A 19,826-nucleotide genomic window follows, 5' to 3' on the forward strand; every position below is an offset into this window, starting at 1 on the left:
AAATCCCACTTTCTGAAATAGTTTCATCTTCAATCTACAAGTATTCATCATTTTAAAAACACAATTAAAATCTTACCCTCACTTAGTACATTAATACGCACCATTAGGAATAATCATAATTTTTAGTGTTTTTATGACTAAAAAAAAGTCAAACAATAAATTGCTTTTTTCTATATACTCTAAATCCAATTCAACCATTTCGCTGAATCCCACATCATTTCTTCCACTAACTTGCCACAAACCAGTACAACCTGGAATTACTAGTAAACGTTGTTTGTCGTATTCACTATATTGTTTAACTTCAGTAACCAACGGTGGTCTTGGCCCAACCAAGCTCATTTGGCCGCGTAAAACATTAACAAGCTGTGGTAATTCATCAATACTAGTTTTCCTAATAAATTTACCGATTTTAGTTATCCTTGGATCGTCCTTAATCTTAAACATAGGCCCTTCAACCTGATTATATTTGAGCAATTCAGCAATATGCTTATCAGCATCCATTCGCATTGATCTAAACTTGTAAATTGAAAATAAGCTACCATTTCTACCAACTCTAGTTTGCTTATAAATTATCTTCCCATGATCTTCTATTTTTATTAATCCAGCTACCACTAAAAATAAAGGGAGTAATAATATAATTCCAACAAGACTAGTTATAAAATCAAAAATCCTTTTTAAAAGTCGATACAAATGCCTATCTTCTATCGCTTTCTTGTCCAAATATATCTTATGTTTACCACTATAACTCACATTAACTCTCCTTAAAATATAACCTGAAAACACAGCTATAAAAGTTCATCATCTCATTATATCTCAAATAAAATAATATTCAAATTCTACATTGAAATTCCTGTAAATTTATTCTTTCCTTTGATAAATCTTATACTTCAAATATAATGAAATTTACTATGTGTACTTCTTAACTAAGATGCAACTCTTATTTTTAATTGATTTTCATATAAACTAAATATGCCAAATCAAAATTAATTTTTGATTCAGCACTCTTACGTCAATTAATTTATCCCCATTATATCAACATCTAAACTAATTATTTTCCCTTTTGAAAAACTTTTTTCTATTATCTCTTTTACAATTGAGCTTTTTTCTTTTGTAGTTATTGTCATAATAGTTGGCCCTGCACCGCTCAGATAAGTTCCATATATTCCTTTAGCATGTGCTAATTCCCTAATCTCTTTCAAATATGGCACTAAGTTAGCTCGATAAGTTTCATGAAACTTATCAGCTTCAATCATTTTTCCTGCCTTTTCAAGGTTGCCAGTTAGTAATGCTGCAACCAAAGTATTACCAACACTACTACCTTCAATTGCTGTTTTAAATGGTAACATATCAGGCAACACTTTCCTACTTTCCTTTGTTAGTAAGACCTCTTCTGGTATATATGCAACAAGGGACAAGTCCGGGAGCTTAGCAACGACACTTGTTACAATATTATCAACATAAGATGACACAACCAAATTACCAAAAATGGCTGGAGCCACATTATCTGGATGACCTTCTAGCTTAGTTGCAATTTCTAGTTTTTGTTGCTTTGTCAATTCTAATTTTCCTAATCTATTAGCAATCTCAATTCCAGCCACTATTGCTGAGGAACTACTTCCGAGTCCCCTTGCTAAAGGTATATCCGATTCAACGACTACCCTATGTGGAGTAATTGTAGGATCAACCGCCAATGCAGTACTAATAATCAAATTACGTTCATCATGATAAACCTTACCCATGTTGTGCTCTACAATCCATGTCTGACTCTCTTCCAAAACTTCTACTTTAAGGTAAAGATTAAGCGCAACTCCTATTGAATCAAACCCCGGTCCAAGATTTGCACTTGTTGCCGGTACCTTAAGTGTAAACTGCATTATTTTCCCCAACCTTTGCTAAATTATTATTCTGGCAATATTTTATAAGATGCAATGACATTAATATTTTCCAAATCTTCAATTCCTATAATAATTTCTTTAATTTGTTTCTGTGACATTTCATGAGTTGTCATAACAACACGGGCATAAGTATCATCGTACTCACTTTGAATAATCAAATGAAAACTAGCATTAAGCTTCGTCATAACCTCAGTAATCTTGAGCATTTGACCAGGTTGATCTTTAACTTTTAATGAAATGTAATAAGGATACCTAACCTCTTCTGGTAATGCTTGCTTACCTTCGCGCGAGAAATCATTGAACCTGTTTCCTGCAGTTTCCAAAACAATATCTTTTGTAACCGCAATTATATCACTCAAAACACTATTCGCAGTTGGCAATTCACCCGCTCCTGGGCCATAGAACATCGTTTCACCAACAGCAGCTCCTGTAACCAAAACGGCATTATTTTCATTCTGAACCGCAGATAATGGCTGCGTTTCTGGAACAAGCACTGGTCCAACGTTGACACTAATCCTATCATTAACCAACTTTGCAATTCCAAGCAATTTGATATTATATCCTAAATTTTTAGCTTCTTTTATGTCTGCTAAATCAATACCATTAATACCTTCTACCTCAATATCATCTAGAGTAACATTTATTCCAAATGCAAATTGTGTCAAAATTATCATTTTATAGGCAGCGTCTATTCCCTCAATATCATTCGTAGGATTAGGTTCCGCAAAGCCTAACTCTTGAGCCGATTTTAATGCCTCTGAAAATGGCATATTATTTTGGCTCATCTTTGTTAAAATATAATTTGTTGTTCCATTTACTATTCCTTTAACTTCAATAATACGATCAGCTGCAAATGAATTTACTATTGTCCTTAAAATTGGAATACCACCTGCAACACTCGCTTCATAGAATAAATCACAATTATTTTTATCTGCTAATTCCGCCAGCTCTGAACCATATGTAGCAATTAAATCTTTGTTAGCTGTAATTATATGTTTCCCTGCGCTCAATAGCAGTTCAATATATCTCTTTGCAGTTGCAACTGTACCCATGACTTCTACAACAATATTGATTTCTTCATCATTAATTATTTCTTCAATATCGTTCGTCACCTTGATACCAGTCAAATCTATATCTCTTTTTTTATCAAGATTATGAACGACTATAGTCTTAACTACAAGCTTTCTCCCAGTAATATTAGAAATTTTTGACGCATGGTCTTTCAATAGTCTGACAACACCACTTCCAACCGTTCCCAACCCTAAAACACCTACGTTAACAACTTGCATACTTGTATCCTCCAGTTTATTTATTGCAACTATTCTATCATAAAAATCTAATATTTAGCGTAAATAATGGAAATTAAGTTTTGTTTAAATGTTTTTTTCATAATTCTACTTTTTTATAAGCTTAATAAATTAACTGTTATCGTTCAAGCATTTATGGTATTCTTCATATATAAATTAGAGTTTTCTAACAAGAAAAAGGAGCGAAAAAACATGGCTTTACTATACCGTAGTACTAGGGGCTCTTCTTCAAATGCCATTCCAGCCTCTGAAGCAATTTTAAAAGGTTTAAGTCCTGATGGTGGCTTATACGTTCCAACAGAGATTCCTAAAATTGACTTTAATCTAGCAGAACTAACTACATTTTCATATCAAGAACTAGCTTTTAGAATTTTAAAACTTTTCTACACTGATTTTTCTGAAATTGAACTTCGTAATTGTATTGAAAAAGCCTATGGCTCTAATTTTGACATTTCTACAATTGCTCCTTTATCCTTTCACGATAATACAGGATATCTTGAACTCTTTCACGGACCCACGATTGCCTTTAAAGATATCGCACTTCAACTTCTCCCCCATCTAATGACTGTTGCGGCTAAAAAAAATAACTCTCAAAAGGATATTGTAATCCTAACTGCAACTTCTGGTGACACTGGAAAAGCTGCTATGGAAGGTTTTGCAGATGTTGATGGAACAAAAATCATCGTTTTTTACCCCCAAAATGGTGTGAGTTTTATTCAGGAACAACAAATGTTGACTCAAAAAGGAAAAAATACTTTTGTATTTGCCGTTGATGGCAATTTTGATATTGCTCAAACAAATGTTAAAAAGCTTTTAAATGATCCTGAACTTGCTAGTGAGCTATCTAGTCATGGTTACCAATTTTCATCTGCTAATTCTATCAATATTGGGCGTCTTTTTCCTCAAGTTGTTTATTATTTCTATGCTTATGCACAAATGATTCAACAAAAAAGAATTTCTACAGGAACTGCAATTAATTTTAGTGTGCCTACTGGAAATTTTGGGAATATTCTTGCTGGATATTACGCCAAAAAAATGGGGCTTCCAATAAATAAACTCCTCTGTGCATCAAATAAAAATAATGTTTTAACCGACTTTTTCAATGAAGGTGTTTACGATAAAAATCGACCTTTCTATGTCACATCATCACCATCAATGGATATTCTTGTTTCAAGCAATCTGGAGCGTCTGCTTTTCTATATTAATAATGAAAGTTCAAAAGATACTCTCCAATTAATGACCCAATTAAACGAAAAGGGAAAATATATTATTTCCGAGGAAATAAGAACTTCTTTAAATGATTTCTTTGCTGCTTATGCTGATGAAAATCAAACTGCAGCAGAAATTTTTAGAATATACAATCTTGATGGAACAGTAATTGATCCACATACTGCTGTAGCATCATACGTTGCTAAGCTTTACAGCGAAGAACAAGCCGATTCAACTCCAACAATAGTAGTATCGACAGCTAGCCCTTACAAATTTCCTCAATCAGTATTAATTGGGTTACATGATTCTTCTGCTTTTGAACCTGGTTTTCCTGCACTACAAGCTCTTAAAAAAATAAGTAATCTTGCTTTTCCTAATGCTATAACACAACTTTTAAATACAAAATATATTCGTACAAAAAAAATTATTTCTCCTGTTGAAATGAAAAAAAATGTAAAGAATCTTCTTATGAAGTGATTTTTTATTCGCATTGATTTTAACTACTTTTTTGTTTTTTATTCGTTTTTTGCTGTTTTTTTGTTACTTTTATATCTTTTAATACGTGTTTAAATTAAGATAGTATGCTATATTAAGCTAATAGGATTGTTTGGAGGGATTTTTAATGGATGAAATTGATTTAAAAATTGTGTCAACTTTACAAAAAGATGCTCGAATTTCCTTAAAAAAACTAGCTGATATTTGCTTTATCTCTGCCCCTGCGGTATCAACTCGTTTAACACATCTTGAAGAACGTGGAATCATCACAAATTATCAAACTTCTATCGACTATAAAGTACTCGGATACCCAATTAAAGCTTACGTAAGTTTACGTCTTTCACCTAAAGATAAAGATGACTTTTATCCTTATATTGAATCTGTTGGAAATGTAATTTCTTGCGATTGTGTAACAGGTAGTTATTCTCAAATAATCACTTGCTATTTCAAATCAACAAAATCATTAGATAACTTTATCAATGATATTCAACGCTTTGGCGAAACTAAAACACAGATTGTTTTCTCGACAAGCGTTATACAAAGACCATTAGAACTTAATCCAGGAGAAATTTATTTTTAATTTACCTTACTAAAAAAGCTGCGACAATGTTGTAATCAGAACATTGTCGCAGCTTTTCTTATTTAAATTAGTTGTTTCTTTCTTTTTTCCAAATTCCTAGTATAACTCCTGCAATAATAGCACCAATCACAACTGCTGCAATATATCCAAAAGCATTTGTAGCTAATGGAGTTACCCATAAACCACCATGAGGAGCAGGAACACTTACATGCCAAAATTGTGTTAACCCACCCGCAATTGCTGCACCAACTACACTTGATCCAATAACATGCAACGGATCGGCTGTTGCAAAAGGAATTGCTCCTTCAGTAATGAAAGAAAATCCTAATACCCAGTTCGTAATCCCTGCTTTTCTTTCATCATCAGTAAATTTCTTTGGCCAAAATGCTGTTGCAATCGCTGTTGCAAATGGTGGAACCATCCCACCAGCCATAACAGCTGCCATTAAGTCACCATTTTTAGTTGCAGTGAATGCACCAACTGCAAATACATATGCGGCTTTGTTGAATGGGCCACCCATATCAATTGCCATCATACCACCCAAAATTAATCCTAGTAACACTGCATTTCCTGTACCCATATGGTTCAAGAAAGTTGTAACCCAAGTATTAATAACTGCAAAAATTGGATTGACAATGAAAAACATTAATAAAGCTACAAGTAATAACCCAAAAATTGGATAAAGTAACATAGGTTTCATACCATCTAATGACTTAGGTAATTTAGAAAATAGATGTTTCAAGAAAATTGTTAAGTATCCTGCAATAAAACCTGCAGCAATTCCTCCCAAAAAGCCACCAGCACTCTTAGCATTTGCCATCACATTAGCCGTATACACACCGCCAAATGTTCCACTATATACCGTAGCCATAAAACCACCAACAAACCCAGGCATAAGAGCTGGACGATCCCCAATTGATTCAGCAATATATCCTGACAAAACAGGTATCATAAAAGCAAATGCCAAACTACCAGCATTATTTAAGAAAATAAATCCTGTTGACTTCGCTCCACCCAGATACTGTTCAATAACAAAAGATAACGCCATTAAGATACCGCCACCAACAACAAACGGTAACATATGAGAAACACCATTCATTAAATCTTTGTAAATTTTACTTCCAATTGTACCAGTTGCATCATCTTCTTGACTAGCATCAGAATCAGCATGGAAGATTGGTGCATCTTGTGCTATTGCCTTATTGATTAGTTCTTCAGATTTTTTAATTCCATCAACAACTGGGCGATTGACCAAATGCTTGCCGTCAAAACGAGCCATTTCTACCTTCTTATCCGCCGCAACGATTACACCTACTGCACGCGAAATTTCATCAGCTGTTAAAAGATGTTTTACACCTTCAGAACCATTTGTTTCAACTTTAATGTCAACACCCATTGCCTCAGCTTGCTTCTTCAAAGCTTCTTCAGCCATGTAAGTATGTGCGATACCAGTTGGGCATGCTGTTACAGCTACAACATAGGGTCTATCTGATGAAACGGATGTCTCTGCTATTGCTTTTTCCTTTTCTTCCTCAGCCTTTTCTTTTTCTTCTTTAGCGGCTTGCGCATCTGCAAACAATTGATGAACTTCTTCAGGTGTCTGTGCCTTCTTTAAACTTGCAACCAAATCAGGATTTATTAATAAACCCGACAATGCAGCAAGTGCTTGTAAATGCGTATTGTTTGCCCCTTCAGGTGCTGCAATCATAAAGAACAAATGTACTGGATTGCCATCAAGTGCATCATAATCGACACCCTTTTCGCTTTTTGCGAACATCACAGTCGCTCTTTTTACAGCCTTATCTTTGGCATGGGGCATTGCAATTCCGTCACCAATTCCGGTTGTCGACTGAGCTTCACGAGCCACTATATCCTTCTTGTAAACTTCTTCATCATCAATTACACCACTAACAAAATACTGGTGCACCATCTCATCAATTGCTTCTTGTTTTGTAGATGCTTTCAAATCCATAATCATTGCATCTTTTAATAACAATTCGCGAATATCCATCATTGCACTTCCTTTTCTTAATTTTTATAGTCTTCTATTTTTATTTGTGGCAAAATTTCATCAATTTTTGCACGATTTGCTAAATCTTCCGAAAAAGCAGTTGCACTTCCGCATGCTAAACCGTAACGGAAACTTTCAAGTGCATTTTTTGTAGCAGAAAAAGTTCCCACAAAACCACCAATCATTGAATCACCTGCGCCCACAGAATTAATAACTACTCCTTTAGGTGCTTTGCTATAGTAAACCTCATCGGGAGTTATTAACAATCCCCCATCTCCAGCCATTGAAATCAATACATGTTTTGCGCCTAAGTCCAGTAACTTTTTACCGTACTTAACAACATCCGAAATACCATCTAACTCAACATCAAACATTTCTGCTAATTCATGGTGATTTGGCTTTACAACTAATGGATTCTCTTTCAAAGTTCTTAACAAACTTTCACCAGTTGTATCAATAACAAAATCGGCCCCTTTACTTCTAATTATTTCGATTAATTCAAAATAAAAATCCTTTGGTAAACTTGGTGCTAAACTACCTGACAAAATAACCACATCATCTTCTGTCAATTTATCAAATTGTTTTTTAAATACTTCAACTTCTTTTTCAGAAATTTCTGGCCCTTTACCGTTTATTTCTGTCTCATCTTGAGCTTTTACCTTCACATTAATCCTAGTATCAGCAGCAATATGCGTAAATTTTGTCTTTAAATTTTTTTCCTTCAAAGCCTCTTCAACAAAATTACCAGTGAATCCGCCTAAAAAGCCAAGCGCAACATTATCTTGCCCTAATTCACGAAGAATACGGGAAACATTAATTCCTTTCCCACCGGGAAGCTTTGCATCGTAGTCCATTCGATTAACTTCACCCAACGTCAATTCTTCAAGTTGAACAATATAATCAATTGATGGATTAACTGTAACTGTATAAATCATAATTAAACCTCCTGAATTTCTGTTTGATTATTATACTGGTCAAAAACCACTTTTGATAGCTTGTTAGTAATGATTTTAGCTTCTGTAATTTCAGCAACTTTAACAAAAGAAAATTCATCAAATTTTGAATCATCTGCCAAAACAAAAGCCTCTGCTCCTTGCCTTATTGCAGCATGCTTTACCGCAGCTTCGTCTGGATCTGGCGTAGTATAACCATACTCCAGATGAACACCATTCATTCCAAGAAAAACTTTGTTAAAACGATATCTTTGTAGCTCCTTAACAGTTTCAACACCGACAATTGCTTTTGTAGTGTTTTTTAGCTCTCCGCCGACAAGAATCGTTCTAATATTCTGATCAGCAAGGGCTGTTGCATGTATTATGCCATTTGTAACAACGGTTAACTGCTCTTTTTGATCTAAAAACGGTACCATGGCTAATGTTGAAGTCCCCGCATCAAGATATATAACATCTTCATCTTGAATAAGACTTACTGCTTTTTCTGCAATCCTATTCTTCTGCTCTATATTTTGGGAAAATTTACCACTCATATCTAGCTCTCTTTGCAATGACTGTCTAATCTTAGCACCGCCATGAACCCGAATTAATAATCCTGCTTCTTCAAGTTCTTGCAAATCTCTACGAACTGAGGATTCTGAACATTCAACTTTCCTACAAACATCATGCAATTTTATAATTCCGTTCTCATGAAGCATACCTAGAATTACCTGTTGTCGTTCTTCTGCAAGCACTTACATTACCTCCTAAAATATATTACCATTGAAATTCTGAAAAATCAATCAAAAAAAAGCACTTTCAATCATATTTGTAAGTGTTTATGATTGTTTTTGACTGAAAATATTATTTCTACTCATTATTTATACTTAAAAGTAATATAAATTTCTACTTTTAAGCAAAAAAACAGATATCTAACTGAAAGCTAGAATATCTGCCAATAAATAATACTATTATCTAATTTTTAAAACTATGAATCGGCGCAGGTATTAGCCCACCTCTAGCTATCATTTTAGCCGAAGATGCACTGTTCACACCCATTACTGGCGCATATCCAAGTAATCCACCAAATTCAACCATTTCGCCGACCTTCTTATTTTGAATTGGTAAAATTCTTACAGCTGTCGTCTTATTATTAATCATTCCAATTGCAGCTTCATCAGCTATCATCGCAGAGATAGTCTCTGCTGGTGTATCACCCGGAATGGCAATCATATCTAAACCAACCGAACAGACTGCTGTCATAGCTTCTAATTTTTCAATATTTAAAGTCCCTGCATTTACTGCAGCAATCATCCCTGCATCTTCAGAAACCGGAATAAAAGCCCCTGAAAGACCACCGACATGACTGCAAGCCATAATGCCACCTTTCTTTACTGCATCATTCAATAAAGCTAATGCGGCTGTGGTACCATGTGTTCCGACGCTTTCCAACCCAATTTCTTCAAGAATCTGTGCAACCGAGTCGCCTACTGCAGGCGTTGGTGCTAATGATAAATCAACAATTCCAAATGGGACCCCTAAACGTTCAGCAGCAATTGTTCCAACTAGCTGGCCCATCCGGGTAACCTTAAATGACGTCTGCTTGATTGTTTCTGCAACAACGTCCATTGATTTACCTTTTACTTTTTCTAAAGCATGTTTTACAACTCCGGGGCCGCTAACACCAACATTAATAACAGTGTCTTGTTCACCAACACCATGAAATGCACCTGCCATAAATGGATTATCTTCAACAGCATTACAAAAGACAACCATTTTAGTATTTGTCATAAATGAACGACTAGATGCATCTTTAATGACTTTACCCATTTCTGCAACAGCATCCATGTTAATTCCGCTACGTGTTGAACCGACATTGACAGAGGCACACACTAAATCAGTTTCATCTAAAACTTGTGGTAAAGATTTAATTAATTTTAAATCACCTGTTTGATACCCTTTTTGTACAAGTGCAGAAAATCCACCAATAAAATTAACACCTAATTCTTTAGCTGCACGATCTAGTGTCTGCGCATATTTTAAATAGTTTTGATCAGAACTTGCTGCAGCAATAATTGCAATCGGTGTTACAGAAATTCTCTTATTAATAATTGGGATACCATATTCTGCTTCAATTTGTTCGCCAACTTTAACAAGATTTTTAGCCTTAGTCATTATTTTATTATATATTCGTTCACATGCTTTTGTACTATCGCTATCAATACAATCAAGTAAAGAAATTCCCATCGTAATTGTGCGAACATCAAGATTTTCATCTGAAATCATGTGAATTGTTTCAATAATCTTCTCAGTTTCCATCTCTATCTAACAGTCCTCCCGTATACTATAATTGATGCATTGCATGATATATTTCTTCACGTCTAATTTTAATTTCAACACCCAATTTGGAACCTAGCACATTAAGTTCATCAGAGAGAACTGCAAAATCAGTTTTTTCATCTTTTATCTCCACCATCATCATCATAGTGAAGTACCCATCCATAATTGTTTGGGAAACATCGAGGATATTAATCTTTTTTTCAGCTAAAAATTGGCTTACTCCTGCGATAATTCCTACCTGATCTTTGCCAATTGTAGTCAAAATTGCTTTCATTTTGCACCTCATTCATTTTATTAGTTAATATTATTTCTCCAAGTATAGCCTTTTACGCTATATTCTGCAACGTTCTCTAAAAGTATTATTCGGTTTTTAAACATATTCTTATAATTATTTGCATATATTACCCCAATTATTTTCCTTTGGTTTTTTAAAAACGAACATTATCAACTAAAAATTTGCTTCTCTTAAATTTAAAAAGTTTCTTGATATTCTCAAAAATAAAATATAACATTAGATGTTAATATGACGCTTTTTAACGTTATAATCTCAAAAAATTATATTTATTCAGAAAGGAATAATCCTGTATGTATACTCCTATTCCAAAACAAAAAAGAATCATTGTTACTACACTTTTATTGCTTATAACTTTTCTTACATTAGCTAGTCAAACTATGATGATTACAGCCTTACCAGTGATTCAAAAAACTATGCATGTCTCTTTAAATAATGTTCAATGGCTAACAACTGGTTATATCCTTATTATTGGAATTGTTACACCACTATCTTCTAATTTATATGACAAATACTCAAATAGACAGTTATTTTTAGCGTCAACTGGTATTTTCATTGCTAGCACAATCTTGGGCTTTTTAGCGCCTAATTTTATTATTTTACTGACTGCACGGATTTTTCAAGCCTGTGCCGGTGGAATCCTTATGTCTTTTCAAATGACTACTATGATTGTCATTTATCCTCCCGAGAAAAGTGGTACCGTTTTAGGCCTTTCTGGTTTGGTAATTGCTTTTGGACCCGCAATTGGTCCAACACTTTCAGGTATTATTCTTAATTTTTTTAATTGGCGTTTTCTTTTTTTGCTAGTACTTCCACTAATTATTTTAGTTTGGATAATTGCATTTTTTTATTTTCCTAATTATTCGCAAAAAAAAGAAGTCAAAATTGACATTCTTTCCGTAATACTATCACTTATCGGTTCCGCCTTAACATTAGTTAGTCTTACCGTCATCCAACAAAACTTGCTTGTTGCTAGTGCAATGTTACTACTAGGAATATTTTTACTAGCTATTTTTTATAAACGACAGTTAATCTTAAAACAGCCAATGCTAAATGTTGGTGTTCTAAAAGTATACTCATTCAATAGACTTACTATCATCGGTATGCTTGCGTTTATGGTTTTAATTGGAACAGAACAAATTATTCCCATATTCGTCGAGAACGTCCAAGGACTAGATAGTATGCAAGCAGGCCTGATTTTATTACCTGGTGCTATTTTAAATGCTGTTTTTGCAGCTTTTGCCGGTCGCTACTATGACAACCATGGTCCTAAACTTCTTTTGTATGCAGGATTTTTCTTGATGATTCTTGCCACAATTCCCTTACTCTTGTTGACAAAAGATACCCCTACTTGGCTAATTACTTTTGCATACCTTATTCGAATGATTGGTAACTCATTAGTCTTCTCACCTGCAATGTCTGAAGCTTTTAAAGATATCAATCCCAATGATATTAGCCATGCATCTGCGTTAAATAATACATTCCGGCAGGTTGCAGCTTCTGCATCAATAACAATCATGATTGTTATCGCAGATATTCCTGAATCATTTACTTTAGGAACACAGCTATCTATCGGTTTCACAGTTATCTTATTATTACTCATGTTTTCAACATTCCATAGGTATTTTAAAAAACATACACATACTAGTCAACAAAGTTAAAAACCTTCTCTTCTTGACCTTCAAAAAATGAGATTACATTTTGACACGATATTCTTTGTAAAGTAGCCATTGAATCTTGTGAATAAAAAGCTGCATGAGGAGAAATTAGGACATTGTTCTTCTGAAGTAATGGATTATCAATTAGGTTTGGCGTCTCACTTTCTAAAACATCAAGAGCAGCACCTCGAATCATACCACTATTAAGTGCAAACAAAAGGGCCTTCTCATCTACGGTTTCACCTCTTGAAACATTGATGAAATAGGGCTTTTTTTGTTTCATTTTATTGAATGTTACGGCATCAAAAAAATGGTAATTATCTGCCGTAGCTCTCATATGATTAGACACTACATCTGACTTAGCAAAAACTTCATCTTCTGTAACAAAATCTACACCCTCACAATTAGTTCCAACCAAAGCATGTCGACTATATGCAATAACCCTCATCCCAAAAGCGTTAGCCATTTTTGCCACTTGGGACCCAATTCGACCATACCCTAAAATTCCAAGAGTCATTTTTGAAAGTCTTGGTTGTGCCATAAAAGCATCGTACTCCCAACGATGTTCTTCATTTACTAATCTATCGTACTGCTTTAATCTCTTTACCAATGCAAAAATCAATGACATCGTAAATTCAGCCACATCTTGCGTGCAATATTCTCCGATAGCACAAACCCTAACTCCTTTTTTTTGAACTAATTGCAAGTTAACTTTTTCATAACCGACTGCACTAATCGATATCAATTTTAATTTTGGAGCTTCATCAAGTAACCTTTGATCAATCGGTAAAAAAGCTGTAATCAATGCATCAGCATCTTTTAGCTCATCATAAAAAGGTTTAGGATTCTTCAAATCATAGGATTGTACCGCAATTCTCCAATCTGGATGATTTCTTTTTAACAATTTCATCTCAACATTATTGTTTTTTTGCATTATCTCTTTGAAATCAGAAATTAGTACTTTCATTTGAGTCCCCCCTCTATTCTTGTACATAATATACATTTCTAAAACATTTTATCATCACGTTTATGCATTTAAAAGCCAAAATATACATAAATGAAAAAAGGTTATAAAAAAAAGAATCTGTTCAGATTTTCAACAGATTCCATAGCCTGACTAGCGAGATAATATTCAAAAGACAGTTCTAACTCAAATTTTTTTATGATATGAAAAAATTATATCTGGAAATTCTTTATTTCCATCTTTCCCTTTCATGAAATCCAATGCTTCTTTCCTAGTTTGTGCTAAATCTACGCCTTGTACTTTTGCGGCAAAAATACAACCACAATAGCATTGACGATATACATCATATTCTTGACACATTTCAACAGAGCGATGATATCCATTGTTTTTTTTAAAATCACTTGGTAAATATTTAGTATCATAAAAGTTTTGGACATCAATCCCAACACTATTAACCACCTGTGAATCCTTATGCGGACTAATGGTTAATGCACTTCCAAAATAATCAAATCCCAATTCAACAGCTTTAGCAGCAACTAAGTCGAGCCGATAGCTAAAACAAGCACGACATCTATTGCCTCCTTCAGGTTCCTTTTCGAGACCTCTTACTGCTATAAAATATTCTTGTGGTTCATACTTTGCAGCAATGAACTTAACATTGTTTCCGGTTTTTTTATTGAAATCGTAAATAAACTTTCTTTGAACATACTCTCGTCGTTGATATTCTGCACGTGGATGAATATTTGAATTGGCATAATAAACTGTGACATCTGCATATTTTGTCAAATATTCCAAAGTATACGTGCTACATGGAGCACAACAACTATGGAGCAAAATAGTTGGCCGTCTGCCTTCTTGCTCCCAATTACTAATCATTTTTTGAAGAATTCTGTCATAATTAATTTTTTGATTTGGATTCATTTTGTCCAGAATCTCATGTAAGTCAATCATTTGATAACCTCACAAATTTTCGCTAACTTCAGTATACCCTAGTAATATTATTTTTACTAAAAATTAAAATATATTCATCATTCAAAATATCAGTTGCTAAAAATCTAGCCAAATCTGAGCTTTATTAAATATTTCTTGTGCAACCATTGCCCCACCTTCCTTATTAATGTGTAAATGATCTCCTAAATCATACTTTTTTTGTAAACGTAATTGATCAATATCCCCCATTAAGGAAGCACTATCTATTAAAGTGTTCGTACAATATTTTCTTAGTAACTTATTAAATTTCAGTCTAGTAGAGATATTTTGTTCCATCAATTTTGTATGAATTTCTTTACCATGCCCGATTTCAAAAGGAGTAATTGAACACTCAATAATTTTGGCACTTTCTCGTCCAAAATCAATCAAATACCTTATTTCATCAAATAAATCGTATTCATTTACAACCTGATTAGCAGCTTGTTTGCTAAACAGTGGTAAAACCAAATCATTTAGCCCACTAATAATAACTATTAAATCTACGCCATCATCGATTGCTGTTTTTACATTCTCCCGTACTTTCATTCCAAATGTTGTGAATAAGGGCTCATCTTGAGGAGCATTATTAAGTAATCTTTGACCAGAAACACCGTAATTTAAAACTGTTATTTCCCCAGGGTAATCACTTCGAAAAACTTCTGCTAATTCTGAACTAATATACCCCATTTCAGCCAATGAATCACCTACTATTGCAATTTTTTTTGCTCGTTTTCTCGTTAAAATTTCCGCACGTCTAAGACAAAACCAACCATGACGAGCACTGTTGTTTTTACTTAATTTTGCTTTTACATCGGCTTTTCTAACAATTATAGCATTAGTTTCACTTGTATCATATGTACTAGCAAAATCCATGTATTCCTGTGGTTTTTTACTAATTAACTGCAAAAAAATTTTCATTCCTGGAATAATTTTTAATTGCACTGGATCAGTCAAAACTTTACTTCCATGCTTAATTATGACTTTCCTTTGTCGCTGAAAACTAATTTGTTGTTTCACGTGAAACTCTTTATCAGTGCTAAGATTTATCTCATCAAATAAAATATCTTGTTTGCCATATAAGTTCGTTAGTTCAAATCTAAGTGCTTCTCCATTTTCGTTCAGCGTCATTTGAACAATTTCTGTCAATTCATTCATTTTAAATGGTAACGCAGAAAAATTACTGCATTCATGTAACCATACTGTACTCCATTCCATTCCTTGCTGATTCCTCTCATTTTTACATTAATTACTAGCTAAAACTTAGGAAAAATATTAATTCAGAATAAAAAGAGAAGCCAAGTCAATTTTTAACTTTTGACCTAGCCTCAGACTGTTACAAAGGAGAAAGTTTCCTTTCAACTTTTCTTAATTTACTTTTTTTCTGATTTACTAGCTACTTAACTATCAAATCAATTATATCCTGTTCAGGAATACCTTGAAAAAACTTTTCCAAATTCCCATACTTCATTTTTCTTATCAAAATATCCTTGTCAAATAAGCATCCTATAAGTTCATTTTCAAGCTCACTGACATTATTTGTCCCAAAAAAATCACCATAAAACTTGATACTTTCAATTCTACCCTTTTCGACCAAAATCCGCACATCAACCGTCCCACCCGTAAAATGTTTGCGTCTCTTTATTGTAAATTTGGGAGACTTACCAAAAACCCAGTCCCAATTACTATAATACTTCTCTTCAATTTCATCAATTGCTCTTTCATCTTTAGCACTCAGCAGATATTCGTTAGATTTAGCAGCATCAATGTTTTCAACATTTAAAATCTTACAAATCAATAAATCACGAAATTCTTCAGTTGTAATATTTTGATATTCTGGGGCTAGATACGGGCGTAAATTGGTTACCCTACTACGAACAGACTTAATTCCCTTTGACTCAATCTTGTCTGGTGGTACAGTTAATGCTTTTGCAACCTCAGATGTATCGACATCTAGCATCAAAGTTCCATGCGAAAAGGTCTTGCCTTTGCGGGTATACATTGCATTGCCGGAAAATTTTTTCCCATCGATTATAATATCATTTCTTCCAGTCACCATTGCACCAGTTGCACCTATCTCATGTAGTGCATTCACAATTGGTGCTACCATCTTTTTAAAATCTCCAAAATCTTGACTTTTTGCATCTACAATAAAACTAAAACAAAGATTCCCAAGATCTTGATACATTGCACCACCGCCTGAAAGGCGTCTTGTAATCATGATGTTATTATCACGGCAATATTTTTGATCAACCTCTTCAATTGTATTTTGATTGCGTCCCACAATCACACAGCGATCTTCAATATAAAAAAGCATCACTGGTAAATTCAATTTATCACTGTTCATCAAATACTGTTCAGTAGCCAGATTCCTTCGAATATCAAATGTCTTCATTGAAACGTATTGCATTGGCTTCACTCCTAAATATTAATCGGTAACCCAAGAGCAATATCAGTAGCATCCATTACTGCCTCACTAACACTTGGATGTGGATGAATAGTCAGTGAAACATCTTCGACAGTTGCACCTGTTTCAATTGCTAATGTTAGTTCAGTAATCAAATCACTTGCATTTGGACCCACAATTTGTGCACCAACGATTGCTTGACTTTCCTTTTCAAAAACAAGCCTTACAAACCCACTAGTACTATTCATTGAAATAGCTCTTCCGTTTGCAGCAAATGGAAATTGTGCCTTCTTAACATCAAGTCCTTGTTCCTTAGCCTCTGCCACGGTTAAACCTGTTGTTGCGATTTCACTATCTGTATAGCAAACGGCTGGCATAGCACGATAATCTACAATTCCTTTGGAACCAGAGATTGCTTCTGCTGCTATTTTTCCTTCATAACTGGCTTTATGTGCCAGTGCAGCACCAGGAATCACATCACCAATTGCATAAATATTGTCGATAGTCGTTCTGCACTGTGCATCAACCTCAATTAATCCACGATCTCCGATTTTTACGCCGATATGCTCCAATCCTAAATCTGCAGTGTTAGGTTTTCGGCCCACACAAACAATGCAATAATCTGCTTCTAGTTCTTTTTCTTCACCATTAACATCAAATTTAATTTTGACACCTTTATCAGTCTGTTCTGACATCTTTGCAATCGCATTCGTATAGATATCAACGTGTTGACCGCTAAAATGATGTTCAACAACTGAAACCAAGTCTTTTTCATAATTAGCTAGAATTCGGCCCGAACCTTCAAGAATAGAAACATGTGACCCAAGGTTAGCATATGCAGAAGCCAGTTCACATCCGATATAACCTCCACCAACTACTATCAATTTCTTAGGAACTTCTTGAAGTGCCAAAGCTCCTGTTGAATCTAGGACCCTTCCTTTGAATTTAAAGTTAGGAATCTCGATTGGATGACTACCAGTAGCAATGATTAAATTATTAAAACTGTACGTCTGAGCAGAATCATCTGTCATTACACGCAAACTATGGTCATCTTTTAAAAATGCACTACCCCAAATAACATCGATTTTATGTTTTTTGAATAATCCAGCAACTCCACCGGTTAATTTATCCACTACACTTTCTTGCTTCCATTTTTGGGTTTGTTTAAAATCAAGGGTTGCTGCTGTTACTCTCAACCCCATCTCAGAGGAATTCATCGCTTTTTGATAACGATGCGCTGCCTCTATCAATGCTTTTGAAGGAATACAGCCAACATTCAAACATACGCCACCTATATATTCTTTTTCAATAACCGTAACTTTTTGACCTTTTTCAGCAGCCCTGATTGCTGCGACATACCCACCAGGTCCAGCACCAATCACAACTGTATCGAGTTCAATTGCAAAATCTCCGACTACCATCTGCTCACCCCTCCATCAATAACAGTTCTGGTTCACTCAACAGTTCATCTAGGCGATTAAGTGCTCTTTGCGCTGTTGCACCATCAATAATTCGATGATCAAAAGAAAGAGATAGTTTTAAGACATATGCCACTTTAATTTCATCATCTACCACAACTGCCTCTTTTGTAATTTTACCCAAACCTAAAATTGCAACTTCTGGCCAATTGATGATTGGTGTAAAGAAACCTCCACCAATTGAACCAATATTTGTAATCGACATTCCTGTATGCTTCATATCATCACTGGCAAGTTTACCATCTTTTGCTTTTTCCGTATTTTCCGTAATTTGTTTTGCTAGACCAAACAAGCTCCTTTGATCAGCATTTTTGATGTTCGGCACAAATAAACCTCTATCGGTATCCGTTGCAACTCCAACATTGATATAGTTACGATATACAATTTCTTGTTTTTCCATATCTACATATGCGTTAAAGATTGGGAATTCCTTCATTACAACTGCTAATGCTTTAACTACATATGGCAAGAAAGTGAGTCTGACTTCTCGTTCGGCTGCCATCGTCTTATATTGTTTACGATGGTTCCATAATTTATCAACTATAACATCGCCAAAAACTGTAACGTGTGGAATTTCACCAACACTATTCACCATTGCTTTAGCTGTAGCCTTACGAATTCCTGACATTTTTTCTCTAGTTTCTGGCCATTTCTGACTTGTTGCTTGTGAACCATTACTTGCAGAGCTTGTTGTGGCTACACTTTCTGTCTCTTTTGTTTCTGCTGTCTCAGGTTTATTTCCACCTTGCAAGAATGCATCGACATCCTCTTTCGTGACATGGCCATGGGACCCTGTACCATTCACATTTATGATATCCACGCCTTTTTCCCTAGCATATACGCGGACTGCTGGCATCGCTAAGACTGGCAACGTTCTGTCTACCTCAGCCATTTTGGTAACATTAATTTCCTTTTTCTCAGTCTCAGATACACTAATTTCTGCCACTGGTGCCGCTGCCTCTACAGCTGGAGAAGCTGGTGTCTGTTCAACAGATGTTTGTGGTGCTGCTGTTTCTGCACCATTGGTAACATTTCCTGCTCCCTCGACCTCAAACTCAATTAAAACTTGTCCAACTTCAGCAGTTTCTCCTTCATCCACAAGAATATTCTTGACTGTTCCTGCCACTGGGGAAGGAATTTCTTCGACCGACTTATCGTTTTCAATCTCTAATAAATCGTCATCTTCTTTTAGGACATCACCAACTTTTACATACCATTGTGCCACAATTCCTTCAGAAATTCCTTCACCAATATCCGGCAATTTAAATTGATAGGTACTCATTTGCTCGCCT

17 protein-coding genes are annotated in these 19,826 nt (G+C 34.7%); 3 read left to right on the forward strand and 14 right to left on the reverse strand.

What is annotated here, in order from left to right:
• Window positions 1–90: 90 nt before the first annotated feature.
• The 3 genes from FC80_RS00695 to FC80_RS00705 form a co-directional block, all read right to left on the reverse strand.
• Window positions 91–750, reverse strand: a complete 660-nt coding sequence (locus FC80_RS00695; RefSeq protein WP_157055562.1) for a sugar transferase — start codon at window positions 748–750, stop codon at window positions 91–93.
• A gap of 263 nt (window positions 751–1,013) precedes the next feature.
• A complete protein-coding gene (thrB, locus tag FC80_RS00700; protein ID WP_057828232.1) occupies window positions 1,014–1,874 on the reverse strand; it encodes a homoserine kinase in 861 nt (286 codons plus the stop codon).
• Between the two features lie 26 nt (window positions 1,875–1,900).
• The gene (locus tag FC80_RS00705) at window positions 1,901–3,184 is read right to left on the reverse strand and encodes a homoserine dehydrogenase (RefSeq protein ID WP_057828233.1); all 1,284 of its coding nucleotides are present in this window, start codon (window positions 3,182–3,184) and stop codon (window positions 1,901–1,903) included.
• 210 nt (window positions 3,185–3,394) lie between these two features.
• On the opposite strand from FC80_RS00705, the gene thrC reads away from it, so the two are divergent.
• Window positions 3,395–4,888 carry a threonine synthase gene (gene thrC, locus FC80_RS00710; RefSeq protein ID WP_057828234.1) on the forward strand — a complete coding sequence of 498 codons (1,494 nt, stop codon included), beginning with the start codon at window positions 3,395–3,397 and terminating at the stop codon, window positions 4,886–4,888.
• Between the two features lie 145 nt (window positions 4,889–5,033).
• Window positions 5,034–5,486 (forward strand): Lrp/AsnC family transcriptional regulator, encoded by a 453-nt coding sequence (locus FC80_RS00715; RefSeq protein WP_057828235.1) that lies wholly within the window; start codon window positions 5,034–5,036, stop codon window positions 5,484–5,486.
• Between the two features lie 67 nt (window positions 5,487–5,553).
• On the opposite strand, the gene FC80_RS00720 is transcribed toward FC80_RS00715, so the two are convergent.
• The 5 genes from FC80_RS00720 to FC80_RS00740 all read right to left on the reverse strand — a co-directional run bounded on the left by FC80_RS00720 (window position 5,554) and on the right by FC80_RS00740 (window position 11,043).
• The gene (locus FC80_RS00720) at window positions 5,554–7,497 is read right to left on the reverse strand and encodes a PTS fructose transporter subunit IIABC (protein ID WP_057828236.1); all 1,944 of its coding nucleotides are present in this window, start codon (window positions 7,495–7,497) and stop codon (window positions 5,554–5,556) included.
• 17 nt (window positions 7,498–7,514) lie between these two features.
• Entirely contained in the window at window positions 7,515–8,432 is a 918-nt protein-coding gene (gene pfkB / locus FC80_RS00725) for a 1-phosphofructokinase (protein WP_057828237.1), read from the reverse strand.
• 2 nt (window positions 8,433–8,434) lie between these two features.
• Entirely contained in the window at window positions 8,435–9,184 is a 750-nt protein-coding gene (locus tag FC80_RS00730) for a DeoR/GlpR family DNA-binding transcription regulator (RefSeq protein WP_057828238.1), read from the reverse strand.
• 220 nt (window positions 9,185–9,404) lie between these two features.
• Window positions 9,405–10,748 (reverse strand): PFL family protein, encoded by a 1,344-nt coding sequence (locus FC80_RS00735; protein WP_057828239.1) that lies wholly within the window; start codon window positions 10,746–10,748, stop codon window positions 9,405–9,407.
• 25 nt (window positions 10,749–10,773) lie between these two features.
• Window positions 10,774–11,043: an ACT domain-containing protein gene (locus FC80_RS00740; RefSeq protein ID WP_057828240.1), complete on the reverse strand. Its 270-nt coding sequence runs from the start codon at window positions 11,041–11,043 to the stop codon at window positions 10,774–10,776.
• Between the two features lie 311 nt (window positions 11,044–11,354).
• Here FC80_RS00740 and FC80_RS00745 point away from each other — a divergent pair, with 311 nt between their 5' ends.
• On the forward strand, window positions 11,355–12,722 hold the full coding sequence (locus FC80_RS00745; protein ID WP_057828241.1) for a DHA2 family efflux MFS transporter permease subunit: 1,368 nt from the start codon (window positions 11,355–11,357) through the stop codon (window positions 12,720–12,722).
• On the opposite strand, the gene FC80_RS00750 is transcribed toward FC80_RS00745, so the two are convergent.
• From FC80_RS00750 to FC80_RS00775, 6 genes are all read right to left on the reverse strand, one after another.
• The gene (locus tag FC80_RS00750) at window positions 12,706–13,686 is read right to left on the reverse strand and encodes a 2-hydroxyacid dehydrogenase (RefSeq protein ID WP_057828242.1); all 981 of its coding nucleotides are present in this window, start codon (window positions 13,684–13,686) and stop codon (window positions 12,706–12,708) included. The genes FC80_RS00745 and FC80_RS00750 overlap by 17 nt on opposite strands.
• A gap of 183 nt (window positions 13,687–13,869) precedes the next feature.
• Window positions 13,870–14,634: an epoxyqueuosine reductase QueH gene (locus FC80_RS00755; RefSeq protein WP_057828243.1), complete on the reverse strand. Its 765-nt coding sequence runs from the start codon at window positions 14,632–14,634 to the stop codon at window positions 13,870–13,872.
• Window positions 14,635–14,730: 96 nt separating this feature from the next.
• Window positions 14,731–15,867 (reverse strand): SGNH/GDSL hydrolase family protein, encoded by a 1,137-nt coding sequence (locus tag FC80_RS00760; RefSeq protein ID WP_057828244.1) that lies wholly within the window; start codon window positions 15,865–15,867, stop codon window positions 14,731–14,733.
• A 178-nt stretch (window positions 15,868–16,045) separates the two neighbouring features.
• Window positions 16,046–17,059 carry a lipoate--protein ligase gene (locus tag FC80_RS00765; RefSeq protein ID WP_057828245.1) on the reverse strand — a complete coding sequence of 338 codons (1,014 nt, stop codon included), beginning with the start codon at window positions 17,057–17,059 and terminating at the stop codon, window positions 16,046–16,048.
• 11 nt (window positions 17,060–17,070) lie between these two features.
• Window positions 17,071–18,477 carry a dihydrolipoyl dehydrogenase gene (gene lpdA, locus FC80_RS00770; protein ID WP_057828246.1) on the reverse strand — a complete coding sequence of 469 codons (1,407 nt, stop codon included), beginning with the start codon at window positions 18,475–18,477 and terminating at the stop codon, window positions 17,071–17,073.
• Between the two features lie 4 nt (window positions 18,478–18,481).
• Entirely contained in the window at window positions 18,482–19,816 is a 1,335-nt protein-coding gene (locus FC80_RS00775; RefSeq protein WP_057828247.1) for a 2-oxo acid dehydrogenase subunit E2, read from the reverse strand.
• Window positions 19,817–19,826: the final 10 nt, after the last annotated feature.

Origin of the sequence: Liquorilactobacillus cacaonum DSM 21116 (genome assembly GCF_001436735.1) — a bacterium.
Classification (GTDB): domain Bacteria; phylum Bacillota; class Bacilli; order Lactobacillales; family Lactobacillaceae; genus Liquorilactobacillus; species Liquorilactobacillus cacaonum.